We start from the raw sequence: 11,707 nt of genomic DNA on the forward strand, positions 1-11,707 counted from the left end.
TGTGCTGCCCGTCGGCCGGAGACAGTGGCCCCCGAGCGAGTTCTACGGCATGCTGTGTTCACCACGAAGGCGAGGTGAACAGTGACTCTTGGGCGAGCGGCGGCCGTCGCATCTGCAACCCTGCTGGTTCTCGTGCTGGCCGCCTGCAGCGCGGACGCGCCGAGCGCTACTCCGTCGACCTCGACACCAGCCGGGCCCGCACCGACCGCGACGGACGCCGGCCCGCTCGCGCCGGTGCATCCGCTCGGCGAACCGGTCGTCATCGCCTCGGAACTCGAGGCGCCCTGGTCGATTTTGCGGCTGCCAGACGGCACCACGCTGATCAGCGAACGCGACACGACCCGGGTGCGGGAGCTGCTGACCGACGGCAGCCTGCGTGAGGCGGGAAAAGTGTCGGCCGCGCAGCCGAACGGTGAAGGCGGCCTGCTCGGCCTGGCCTTTCTGGCCGACGAAGCAGCCCCCGGCGGAGACGGCTGGGTGTACGCCTATTTCTCCACGGCCAACGACAACCGCATCGAGCGGATGCCGCTGGCCGGCTCCCCCGGCCGCCACACCCTGGGGGCGCCCACCGTCATTCTGAGCGGTATCCCCCGGGCCGGCAACCACAACGGAGGGCGCATCGCGTTCGGTCCGGACGGCCTGCTCTATGCGACCGCTGGCGACGCGGGAGACACCGTCAACGCCCAAAACCTTGATGCCCTCGGTGGCAAGATCCTGCGCATGACCGCGACCGGGCAGGTACCCGACGACAACCCGTTCGGCACGCTGGTGTACTCGTTCGGGCATCGGAATCCGCAGGGTTTGGCGTGGGATTCGCGCGGACAGCTCTGGGCGAACGAGTTCGGCCAGAACACCTGGGACGAGCTCAACCGTATCGTTCCCGGTGGCAATTACGGCTGGCCGCTGGTCGAAGGCCAGGCCGGCAACTCGGCGTACATCGACCCGGAGCAGCAGTGGTCGACCGACCAGGCCAGCCCGAGCGGCATCACCATCGTGAACGACACCGTCTTCATGGCGAGCCTGCGCGGAGAACGGCTGTGGAGCATCCCAATCACGACGGAGTCCTCCACAGACACCCCCACCGAGTGGTTTGTGCACAGTTTCGGTCGATTGCGCGACGTGGTGCCCGGGCCTGCTGGCACACTGTGGTTTGTGAGTAATAACACGGATGGCCGGGGCTCGCCGGCGGCCGGTGACGACCGGCTCTACCAAGTCGAGTTGCGCCAAGTTCAGGTTGGTCCTTAATGGCCGACCTCGCTCAGGTGCGCCGCTGGGCTGACGCACTCATCGTGCTGCACCTCGACCCCAGCTGGACTTTCGGCTTCGACAACGCGAAGAAGCGGGCGGGCCTCTGCAATTTCAGCAAGAAGCACATCACCGTGTCGCGCTACCTCGCCTCGCGCTACGTCGACGACGACGTCTACCAAATTCTGCTGCACGAGCTCGCGCATGCCCTGGCCGGCCCGCGCGCCGGACACGGCCCGCGGTGGAAGAAGATGGCACACGACCTCGGCTACGACGGCAAGCGCACCCACGACGGTGAGATCGCCAATGAGCTCGCGCCGTGGGTGGGCACCTGCCCCGCCGGGCACACCCACTTTCGGTACCGGCAGCCCACCCGGCCCCTGGCCTGCGGGCTCTGCGCCCGCCGGTTCGACCAAGCGCACGCCATCACCTGGCTCAGGCGGGAGATCACATCGGCGATCCGGCGCCGGGCCGCGGCATCCGCTGGGCCCTAGTGCGTCACCCGGCCGGGTTCAGTGCGTGTCGTAGCGGGCGAGGGCGTCGGCATCCGTTGCGAGGGTCATCGCCCGGCGCGCGGTGTCGAGCGCGGTCACCGGGTCACTTTCGGCCACGGCGAGCGCCAGCTGCCGCTCGGCCTCGGCCAGGCGCGTGCGGGCTGCAGCTTGCACCCGTCCGCGGTGCGCGGCCACGAAGTCGCGAGTGACGGTGATCTGGCTGCGCGCGGTGAGCAGCGCCCCGGCCAGGGCGGTGCGCGCGTTGTCGAGGCGCAGCTGGCGGTTGCGCGCCTCCGAGCGGATGCTGTCCAGCCCGTTCATCGCGGCCTCGAGGGTCACCAGATCCGCGGCCGGGTCGCTCGGCCGCCCGGGCTCGCGGAGAGACGCCTGCACGGAGGCGGCGTCGGCGATGACCTGGTTAAGCGACGCGCTCGTGTCGGACTCTTCGTGGCCATCGCGCAGGGCACGGGCTTCGGCGAGTTCCGTACCGGCAGCATCCAGCGCCTTCTGCAGGTTTGCGAAGCCGCGGTGGAGCTGGTCTTCGCCGGTTTCGATCGCGTCGAGCAGCTGCGTCGCCTGGAACAGGGCGTGCTCGGCTGCCTGCAGCTGCTCGCCGACCGGCTCAGTAGCTGCCAGGCGCGCCGCCGCCGCATCCGCACTCGCCCGCGCAGCGTCCAGAGCCGTGCGGGCCCGGTCGACGTTGCCGCTGATCGGCGCGAGCGCGGCGGCCGAATAGCTGAGGCCGAGCCTCGTGAGGGTGCTCGCTCCGCCCGCAACGCGGTCGGACACCCGGCCCTGTCGACGGCGCAGTTCGTCGATCTGCTGCGGCGCATTGCGCTCCACACCACGTTTGGCCGTGAAATCGCGGGCCTGGTTGGTCAGCCGACCGGTCGCTTCGTCGGCGAGCTGCACGATCTGGTGGTTCCAGCGGGTGCGCTCGAGAGCGCTGTCCGGCACCGCGTCATCGAGTTTCTGCTGCAGCGCGAAGGCATCGCTGAGCTGTCGCCTCGAGGTCGCGAGCGCGGTGGCGAACTCCCGCGTTGCCGATTCCCCGAACTGCGCGATCGCGAAGCTGAGTTCGTCGGTGGCGTCCTGCACCACGTCGTCGGCGCGCACCAGGCTGCTCGACGCGTTGCGTTCCAGCTCGGTGGCCACTGCTCTCACCTGCCCGAGCCTGGCCCGAGTGCGCCGCCGCGAGGCGCCGACCAGCGCCCAGACCCCGGCCACAACGAGGCCGATAACGATGACCGAGGGTACCCACCAGAGATCGCCATTCATGGGCTTGAGTCTAATAAGGGATTACTGACCAAACGCCCTACCGGTCGTCGGCGGAGGGCCGGCGCATCTGCTGCCGAATCGTCTCGAAGTCGTGCCGCGAGATCTCCAGCACGCCGGCTCGCAGCTGAAAACCCCAGTTGAGGTTGTCTCGGGTCAGTTGCAACACGGGCAACAACGGGCGGATGCTGGTGGGCCAGGCATCCAGGTCGTAGTCCGCCCGGCGTCGCCACGGACGAAATTCGTTACCGGGGTCGCCGACCTGGTACGCGTAGGCATCCGCTATGCGACCGATCGCGGTGAATTCCTTGAGCGGTTCGCCCTCGATCGCGGTCTTCGGCGAGTAGTAGACGATACCGTCAGCCTCGCCCATCTGCGCGATCATGTCGCCGGCACCACGGTTGGCGCGGGCAATTCCCAAATCAACACCGCGCAGCACATGCTCGCGATGCACAACGCCCAGCCAGAACCGAATTGCCACCTGTCTAGTTGTACTGCATGCCGTCGTCAGACCAAACTAGAACCATGCGCGTACTGCTGAAAGAGATCCTCGACTGCACACCGGATGCCGCCTGGCACGCCATTCACAGCCCCGCCGTGTTTCGGGAGGTGAGCAGCCCGTTCATGGCGGTCGAGTCCCTCGAAGCCGACGGTTTTCCCACCCGCTGGGAGCCCGGCGAACACCCCGCCGTGTTCACCGCGCTCGGTCTCGTGCCGATGGGCACCCAGGTCATTCGACTCGCTGACTCCACGCACCGACCCGACGGAGTGCGCATTCTGCGCGACACCGGCCGCGGGGTATCCGGTGCGCTCAGCGCGGTCACGCTGTGGGACCACCGCATGGCCATCGCGCCCGACCCGGCCGGCACCGGAAAAACGCTCTACCGCGACCAGCTCATCTTTCGCGGGCGGCCTGCCACGCTCGCGCTCTGGCCCACCTTCTGGGCGTTCTGGCAGTGGCGCCTGCTGCGGCTCAAGCGCCTCGCCCCCACCTGGCAGCACGACGTCGGCATCGACGACCCGAACTTCGTGCCGCCGGCGCAGTCAGCGGACTCCAACGGCACCGCCGAAACCGCCCGCGACTAGCGGATGCCTGCTGTGCGCCGCGCCCGGCGGCGGTAGCGTAGCCCGTATGAGTTCTTCCCTCGGAGCCTTGCAGATCGCCGACTGGCGCCGTCGCGTAACCGGACTGTATGCCGGGGTGCGGCAACTGAGCGCGAGCAGCCCGAAGAGCGGGCACGATCTGTGGCGTTCCGGGCGCGACGAACTGTTCGCCGGGCATCCGTCGTCGCCGCTACTGCCGGATGACCGCTCGGCATTCACCGGGCTTCCGATTGCCGCCTACGACCCGGACTGGCGGTTCGAGGTCGAGGTTCACCGCGCCGAGCAGCCGTATCGCATGCAGGTGGAGACCGGAACCGACGGCACCGTGCCGTTCGATCTGGTCGGAACCGTGCGGCTGCCGTACCTCGGCTCGCTCGACGTGTGGCGGCTCGCCAGCTACGGCGGCGGACTTTTCCTGCCGCTGAAAGACGCCCTGGCCGGCAAAAACGACGGAACCTACGGCGGCGGGCGCTACCTGCTCGACACCATCAAGGGCGCTGATCTCGGCCCGGGTGTTGGCGACGACACCCTCATTCTCGATTTCAACTTCGCCTACAATCCCTCCTGCGCGTACGACCCGATGTGGGCCTGCCCGTTGCCGCAGGCCGGCAACATCATCGACACCCCGGTGCCCGTCGGCGAGCTCTACCACGGCGACCACTCCTAGCTATCCGGGTGCCCGCTCATAACTGCGGAGAATTCACCGATTCGCGCGCCTCCGGGTGCGATATTGTGCGAATTTTCGAAAATCTCCGCGGTTCGGTCCAGCACCCCGGATACGAGGGTAAAAACGGGTGGGCACGGAGCCGATTTGACAGCATCCGCTAGAGTGGGAGTACTTGCGAGTGCGTAGTTGCGCTCGCTGCGTCGTAGAACGCCCTCTTCTCTATCCGGCGGCCCACCAGGCTGACCTGATTTTTCGAATGAAACATTCTTACGGCGAACGGATGTGCCCTTCGGCACCTTCGCCATGTGAATCCTCCTGGTTCGATTATCGCTGCGCGGTAAACAAACGGGCGAGGAGACTGATGCCCCGAAAGGCACCACTTTGTCTACAGCTTTATCTACAACTTTCAGTACGCTCGGCGTGCCGGCTCCCCTGGTCAAGGTTCTCTCTTCACAGGGAATCGACACCGCTTTCCCCATTCAGGTCGACACCCTTCCTGACACTTTGAACGGCCGCGACGTACTCGGCCGCGGCAAGACCGGCTCGGGCAAGACCCTGGCCTTCTCCATCCCGATGGTCTCTCGCCTCGGTGGCAACCTCGCCGGCGGCAAGCGTCGCCCCGGTCGCCCCCTCGGCCTGATTCTCGCGCCGACCCGCGAGCTCGCCACGCAGATCACCAACGCCATCACCCCGCTCGCCGAGGCCTACGGCCTCAACACCACCACCATCTTCGGCGGCGTCTCGCAGGGCCGTCAGGTCACCGCGCTCAAGGCCGGCGTCGACATCGTCGTCGCCTGCCCCGGCCGCCTCGAAGACCTCATGAAGCAGGGTTTCGTGAACCTCGATTCCGTCGAGATCACCGTGCTCGACGAGGCCGACCACATGGCCGACCTCGGCTTTCTGCCGGTCGTCACCCGCATCCTCGACAAGACCCCCGGCAACGGCCAGCGCATGCTGTTCTCCGCCACGTTGGACAACGGCGTGGACAAGATCGTAAAGCGCTTTCTGCACGACCCGGTGATGCACTCGGTCGACGAGGCCAACAGCCACGTCTCGGCCATGACCCACCACGTGTTCGAGGTCTCCGGCGTTGACGCGAAGAAGGAGCTCGTGCAGAAGCTCGCGAGCGGCTCCGGCCGTCGCATCCTCTTCATGCGCACCAAGCACCAGGCCAAGAAGCTCGCCAAGAGCCTCACCGACGCTGGCATCCCCTCCGTCGACCTGCACGGAAACCTCTCGCAGGTTGCTCGTGACCGTAACCTCGCCGCCTTCAGTGCCGGCACGGTCAAGGTTCTCGTCGCCACGGATGTCGCCGCTCGCGGCGTGCACGTCGACGACATCGAACTCGTGATTCACGTTGACCCGCCGGCCGAGCACAAGGCGTACCTGCACCGTTCGGGCCGTACCGCCCGGGCCGGCAGCGCCGGTGACGTCGTCACCGTCGTACTGCCGGAGCAAAAGCGCGACACTGACGCGCTTCTGCGCAAGGCCGCCATCAAGGTGACCCCGCAGCGCGTCGATGCCGCCTCCCCCGCCGTCGACGCCCTCGTCGGCGATGTCGCCGCCTACGTCAAGCCGGCGCCCCGAGTCGAAGCGCCGCAGCAACAGCGCCAGTCGCAGGGTGGCCGTTCACAGGGCGGTCGCTCGCAGGGTGGCCGTTCACAGGGCGGTCGCGCAGAAGGCGGTCGCTCGCAGGGTGGCCGTTCAGAAGGCGGTCGCGATGCCGGCGCCAGCCGCTCCGGCGGAGGTCGCGACGGCGCTCGCACTGACCGCAACGACGGCGGCCGCAGCCGCGACTCGGCTCCCGCCGGTGGAGCTCGTCGTGAGCGCACCGGTCGTCCGGCCGGCGCTGCCACCAGCGCGCCCCGCTCCGGTTCGGCCGCTGGCCGCTCCGGCGGAGCCCGCGTCGGCAGCCTCCAGGTCGGCGGACTCGTTCGCGGACCCGGCTCGGGTGGAGCCGGCCGTTCGGCTCCCCGCCGCTCGCAGGGCTAACCAGCCCGCAGCATCCGCTTGCTAGAACGGGTCGGTCCTTTCGGGGCCGGCCCGTTTTGCGTGCCCCGCGTCACGGGGCACCCGCAAACACGGTTAGTGTCGAGACATGAACACCACAGTTGTCGTTCGACCCGTCAGCGAAGCGGATGCCGAAAACCTGGGCCGCGTACACGCCGCCTGCTGGCATGAAACGTACGATCACCTGCTCAGCCAGGCCGCCCTGTCACAGCTGCGGCCCCAGCGCCTCGCGGCCCTCTGGGGCCGCTTCACAACCCAGGGCGTGCAGTACCGCCAGAATGTCGTGCTAGTGGATGGCGAAATCGTGGGCTTCGCCGGCAGCGGACCGACGCGCGACGGGGACCATCCCACTCCAAACGAGTTGTTCTTCCTCTATCTGCTCGAGGCGAATCACGGGTCAGGCGTAGGCCAGCAGCTCTTCGATTCCGTCGTGGACCCCGGTCCGTCTTCATTGTGGGTAGCTGCAGACAACCCTCGGGCGCACGCCTTCTACGCCCGAAACGGCTACGTAGCGGACGGTCTCGAGCGCAACGAAGAGGTGCTCGGCGAAAAGCTGCACGAGGTGCGTCTGGTTCGCTAGGTCCCGCTCACAAGTGCAAAGTTCGCCCTACAGCGCTCGAATGCAGCCCCAAAGCCCCCAACGGAGGTTTTGGGCATATTCAAAGCAATAGGGTGAGCGGATGAGTCCTTCCGCAGCCCCCGAGGCGATCCCTGTCATCCTCGATGTTGATACCGGGGTCGACGACGCCCTGGCCATTCTGTTTGCCCTCGCGCACCCGGGCATCAACGTGCTCGGCATCAGCTGCGTGGCTGGCAACGCCTCCCTCGAGCGCGTCGTCGAAAACACCCTGCGTATTCTCGACGTCGCGGAGGCCCCATACATTCCGGTCGCTGCCGGAGCCCGCCGCCCCTTGCTCGAACCAGCCCGATCGGCCGCGCACGTCCACGGCGAAAGCGGCCTCGGCACGCTGCAGCTTCCGCCGACCGACCGCCAGCCGGAGACGATCAGTTCGATCGAGCTCATGCACAGACTGATCCAGGCCAGCCCACACCCGGTCACCCTGGTTGGGCTGGCGCCGCAGACCAACCTCGCACTGCTGTTGCGGCAGTACCCCGACGTCGTGAACAACATCGAGCGCATCGTGTTCATGGGCGGATCCACCACGGTCGGCAACGCCACCGCCGTCGCCGAATTCAACGTCTGGCACGACCCGGAAGCCGCGGCCATCGTGCTCGACTCCGGCGTGCCCACGTTCATGTACGGTCTCGATGTGTTCAATCAGGTGTCGATCCCGGAGCATGTCGCTGATGCCCTGGTGCAGAGCGACTCCAATCTCGCCCAGGTCGTCGGTCGACTACTCGGCAACCGGATCGCGCTCGGGTCGGGCCGTAACGCCGAATACACGGGCCTCATCGGTGACGCCGGAGCCCTCTGTGCCCTCGTCGATCCCTGCGCCCTCACCATCGAGATGTTGCCGCTGCGGGTGCAGCTCGCCGGCTACGGGCGCGGACAGACGCTGGTCGACAAGCGCATCCACCCGGGAGAAGACATCGTGCACGGGCTGGCGACCGAGTGGGAGGCCGCCGAGGTAGCCCTCGACGTCGACGTCGACCGCTACGTACGCTTGTTCCTCGACACGCTCGGCCTCGGATCGGCGCTGGAGCAGTAATCAAGCGGATGCCGCGCGCGGCATCCGCTGAGCGGGTCAGTACAGCTGACCCACGGAGGCCAGGGCCGCGCGCAGCAGGGTGCCGCGACCGCCTTCCATCTCGGCGGAGACCCCCGGCGAGGCGGCCTCGGCCGGCGTCATCCAGGTGATTTCGAGCGCGTCCTGGCGGGGGTCGCAGGTGCCGGTGACGGGAACGACGTAGGCCAGCGAGACGGCGTGCTGGCGGTCATCCGTGTAGGCGGTGATGCCCGGCATCGGAAAGTATTCGGCGACCGTGAACGGCACAGGGCTGGCCGGCAGCTGCGGAAAGGCCATCGGACCGAGGTCTTTTTCGAGGTGGCGGAACAGCGCGTCGCGCAGGGTCTCGCCGTAGAGCACACGGCCGGAGACCAGGGTGCGCGTCATCTCGCCGGTAGGACGAGCGCGCAACAAAACGCCGACCTCGACGACCTGACCGAGGCCATCGACCCGCACGGGCACGGCCTCGATGTAGAGGATTGGGAGCCGACGACGAATCTCGGCGAGCTCGACGTCCTTCAGCCAGCCCGGATTCGTATTCGGAGCTCCCACGGGGGGCTTCGGCGTCCAGTCCGGGTCTGGGTCAGGGGTTCGCACGCTCATAGTGCCATTCTGTCCTACGCTGGCCCCGGCTGCGCACTCGAGCCGTTACGCGATGTGGAGAACGGGCGCGGCAATGGAAGTATGGAAGGACACGGCGCCGCGAACCCGGGAGGACCCATGACCACCAGCACCCCCATCGACAACTCGGCAGTACTCTGGTCGGCGACCGGCGCCGACCAGGCTGACCGCCCGTTGTTGATCATCATGCACGGCTACGGCTCGCACGAGGGCGACCTGTTCTCGCTGGCCCCGCACCTGCCGCTCGAACCGGTGATTGCCGCCCTGCGCGCGCCGCTGCCGGCGCCGCTCCCGGTCACCGACGGCTGGGCCTGGTTTCCGATCAGCGAACCGGGCAGCCCAGACCCGGCCACCGTCACCGCCGCGGTCAACGCCGTGCTCGACTGGCTCGACGCCCTGCCGCAACAACCGCCATCGATCGGTCTGCTCGGATTCTCCCAGGGCGGAGCGATGGCGCTCGAACTGCTGCGTGCCGCGCCCGACCGGTTCAGTTTCGCGGTGAACCTCTCTGGATTCATCGCGACCGGCCCCCAATTTAGCGACGCCGAGCTGGCCGAACAGCCGCTTCCGGTGTTCTGGGGGCGCGGTACCGCCGACGGCGTGATTCCGCCCAGCGCGATCGAACGCACCCAGGCCTGGTTGCCCGACCACAGCACCCTCACCGAGCGCATCTACGAGGGACTTCCCCACTCGATCTCGCAGGCCGAACTCGGCGACGTGGTGAATTTTCTGCGCACCCAGTACGCCTCAGTCGCGGCCGAGCCGACCGCCTAAACACACGAAAAGCGGATGCCGGTCACCGGCATCCGCTTTCAGCGGGTCAGGAGCGGTCGCGCTTGGCCTGCTCCTGCGAAGCCTGACGCTCGACGTGCGCCTTCTTAGCGGCGCGCTGGGCGTCGCGGTCTTTCACGGCGATCTGGTCGGCGCGCACGCCGGCCTGGGTGGAACGTTCCAGCACGAGCCAGGCCGGCGGCTGCTGCAGCAGGGCGGCGATCTCAGCGGTGGTCAGTGGGTCGGTGATCTCACTGCGGGCCAAGCCGGAGATCGAGACGCCGAGCTTGGCGGCGACGACCTGGCGTGGGTGCGGGCCGTTGGCGCGCAGCACGGTGAGCCATTCCGGCGGGTTAGCCATGAGGTCGGCCAGCTCGGTGCGACTGACGAATTCGGTCTGGAACTCGGCCGGTGCCGCGCCCGGTAGAATCCCGAGTTTCTGGGCCGCCGTGGCGGGCTTCATGGTCTGGGGCTTCTTCTCGGAACTCATTGTTCAAGCGTATAGCCTGAGAGGGCCCTCGTTTGGGCAAATCGACCTCTGCTGTCCTCAACTACTACGAGAAAGGATGCCGGTGAGCTTTTCCATCGCCTTCGTCGCCGGTGTCACCCCCACCAAATGGACCCGCATCTGGAATGACCGCCGCCCCGACGTTCCCCTGTCCGCGTTTCGCACGGAGCCCGCGGAGCAGATCGCGGTGCTGCACGACGGCCGGGCCGACGTCAGTCTGGTACGCCTTCCGATCGACGACACCAACCTCAGCGTCATCAACCTGTACAACGAGATTCCGGTCGTTGTCGCGTCGAAGGACCACGAAACCCTGCAGGCCGAGACCGTGCTGCTGGCCGACCTGGCGGGTGAACACCTGCTTCAGAACCCGGACGACGTGCCTGAATGGCGCGATATCGCCGACGAGATTCGGGACGGCACCCGCCGCGCCCTGCCGCCCATGCGTGATCTCGACGAGACGATGGAGCAGGTTGCCGCCGGCGTCGGCATCATCATCGTTCCGCACGGGGTCGCCCGACTGTACGGTCGCAAAGACGTGGTCTCCCGCCCGGTGACAGGGGTCGCCGACACCCAGATCGCCCTGGCCTGGATCACCCGCGAGACCAGCGACGACATCGAAGAGTTCATCGGCATCGTGCGCGGGCGCTCCAGGCAGAGCTCGCGAACGGATGCCGGTGCCGCCGCCGCATCCGCTGACACCGAAGAGGCACCGGTGCATAGCGATGGCCGCCCGGGAAAACCGCCGCGCAAACCCAAGAAGACAGACAAAGCCAAGGCCGCGGCCAAAGCCATTCGGGTTGCGGCAGCCAAGGCCAAGCCGGCCGTGCGCAAAAGAACCGAGAGCTCACCCGGCCGCACCCGCCCGACCAAGAATCCCAACAAGGGCAAGGGCCGCGGGCACTAGAAGAACTAGGGGTTTTTCAGCACCGACAGAATGTTGCCGGACGGGTCGGTGAACCAGGCGATGTCCGGCCCTTGTCCGCCGCCGACGGCAATTCCCTTGTCATTCTGCTCAAAGCCGTCGGAGCGCAGAAAATCTACGCCGCGTTCGGTGAGTTCGTCGACCGTGGCATCAAGATCGGTCACCGCGAAATTCAGGATCGTATAGGTCGCCGGCACGAAGTCCGGCTTGGGGTAGACGATGACGGTGGCTCCGCCTGGCAGGGCTATGCGCAGCATGCCCATCTCCCCGACGGAGACTTCGAGGCCGAGGGTTTCGGCATAGAAGGTGTGCGCGGCGTCGAGGTCGGAGACCGCGAAACCACTGAATCCGGCGACGATACCGACGGCGTGTTCGGTCATGAGGTGACTCCTTTGTCGATGA

Annotated in this window: 14 protein-coding genes; 9 read left to right on the top strand and 5 right to left on the bottom strand. The window is 67.3% G+C overall.

Translation table 11 applies throughout. The annotated features are described in order from the left end of the window. Positions 1 to 81 precede the first annotated feature (81 nt). Positions 82 to 1,245: a sorbosone dehydrogenase family protein gene (locus E3T35_RS13235; RefSeq protein ID WP_134379497.1), complete on the top strand. Its 1,164-nt coding sequence runs from the start codon at positions 82 to 84 to the stop codon at positions 1,243 to 1,245. Continuing rightward, entirely contained in the window at positions 1,245 to 1,739 is a 495-nt protein-coding gene (locus E3T35_RS13240) for a SprT-like domain-containing protein (protein WP_134379499.1), read from the top strand. The genes E3T35_RS13235 and E3T35_RS13240 overlap by 1 nt, the downstream gene beginning before the upstream one ends. 18 nt (positions 1,740 to 1,757) lie before the next feature. Here E3T35_RS13240 and E3T35_RS13245 read toward each other — a convergent pair whose 3' ends face one another. Beyond that, on the bottom strand, positions 1,758 to 3,017 hold the full coding sequence (locus E3T35_RS13245) for a hypothetical protein (RefSeq protein ID WP_134379501.1): 1,260 nt from the start codon (positions 3,015 to 3,017) through the stop codon (positions 1,758 to 1,760). Between the two features lie 37 nt (positions 3,018 to 3,054). Next, positions 3,055 to 3,495: an EVE domain-containing protein gene (locus E3T35_RS13250; protein ID WP_134345500.1), complete on the bottom strand. Its 441-nt coding sequence runs from the start codon at positions 3,493 to 3,495 to the stop codon at positions 3,055 to 3,057. A gap of 44 nt (positions 3,496 to 3,539) precedes the next feature. On the opposite strand from E3T35_RS13250, the gene E3T35_RS13255 reads away from it, so the two are divergent. From E3T35_RS13255 to E3T35_RS13275, 5 genes are all read left to right on the top strand, one after another. Next, complete coding sequence (locus E3T35_RS13255; protein ID WP_174776419.1) at positions 3,540 to 4,100, top strand: hypothetical protein; 561 nt, start codon at positions 3,540 to 3,542, stop codon at positions 4,098 to 4,100. A 46-nt stretch (positions 4,101 to 4,146) separates the two neighbouring features. Then, on the top strand, positions 4,147 to 4,785 hold the full coding sequence (locus E3T35_RS13260; RefSeq protein WP_134345501.1) for a DUF1684 domain-containing protein: 639 nt from the start codon (positions 4,147 to 4,149) through the stop codon (positions 4,783 to 4,785). Between the two features lie 381 nt (positions 4,786 to 5,166). Next, positions 5,167 to 6,777 (top strand): DEAD/DEAH box helicase, encoded by a 1,611-nt coding sequence (locus tag E3T35_RS13265; RefSeq protein ID WP_134345502.1) that lies wholly within the window; start codon positions 5,167 to 5,169, stop codon positions 6,775 to 6,777. A gap of 106 nt (positions 6,778 to 6,883) precedes the next feature. Then, positions 6,884 to 7,375, top strand: a complete 492-nt coding sequence (locus tag E3T35_RS13270; protein ID WP_134345503.1) for a GNAT family N-acetyltransferase — start codon at positions 6,884 to 6,886, stop codon at positions 7,373 to 7,375. Between the two features lie 100 nt (positions 7,376 to 7,475). Beyond that, positions 7,476 to 8,465, top strand: coding sequence for a nucleoside hydrolase (locus E3T35_RS13275; protein WP_134345504.1), 990 nt, complete (start codon positions 7,476 to 7,478; stop codon positions 8,463 to 8,465). A gap of 36 nt (positions 8,466 to 8,501) precedes the next feature. Here the strand turns inward: E3T35_RS13275 and E3T35_RS13280 are convergent, their stop codons facing one another. Beyond that, positions 8,502 to 9,086, bottom strand: coding sequence for an NUDIX hydrolase family protein (locus tag E3T35_RS13280; protein WP_134345505.1), 585 nt, complete (start codon positions 9,084 to 9,086; stop codon positions 8,502 to 8,504). A 117-nt stretch (positions 9,087 to 9,203) separates the two neighbouring features. On the opposite strand from E3T35_RS13280, the gene E3T35_RS13285 reads away from it, so the two are divergent. Continuing rightward, entirely contained in the window at positions 9,204 to 9,878 is a 675-nt protein-coding gene (locus tag E3T35_RS13285) for an alpha/beta hydrolase (protein ID WP_134345506.1), read from the top strand. A 46-nt stretch (positions 9,879 to 9,924) separates the two neighbouring features. On the opposite strand, the gene E3T35_RS13290 is transcribed toward E3T35_RS13285, so the two are convergent. Next, complete coding sequence (locus E3T35_RS13290; protein WP_134345507.1) at positions 9,925 to 10,365, bottom strand: DUF5997 family protein; 441 nt, start codon at positions 10,363 to 10,365, stop codon at positions 9,925 to 9,927. Between the two features lie 82 nt (positions 10,366 to 10,447). Here E3T35_RS13290 and E3T35_RS13295 point away from each other — a divergent pair, with 82 nt between their 5' ends. Then, positions 10,448 to 11,287 carry a LysR family substrate-binding domain-containing protein gene (locus tag E3T35_RS13295; protein ID WP_166789952.1) on the top strand — a complete coding sequence of 280 codons (840 nt, stop codon included), beginning with the start codon at positions 10,448 to 10,450 and terminating at the stop codon, positions 11,285 to 11,287. Positions 11,288 to 11,292: 5 nt separating this feature from the next. On the opposite strand, the gene E3T35_RS13300 is transcribed toward E3T35_RS13295, so the two are convergent. Further along, on the bottom strand, positions 11,293 to 11,685 hold the full coding sequence (locus E3T35_RS13300; protein ID WP_134379505.1) for a VOC family protein: 393 nt from the start codon (positions 11,683 to 11,685) through the stop codon (positions 11,293 to 11,295). Between the last annotated feature and the right edge of the window lie 22 nt (positions 11,686 to 11,707).

This window comes from Cryobacterium sp. TMT1-2-2 (assembly GCF_004403505.1).
GTDB classification, from domain to species: domain Bacteria; phylum Actinomycetota; class Actinomycetes; order Actinomycetales; family Microbacteriaceae; genus Cryobacterium; species Cryobacterium flavum.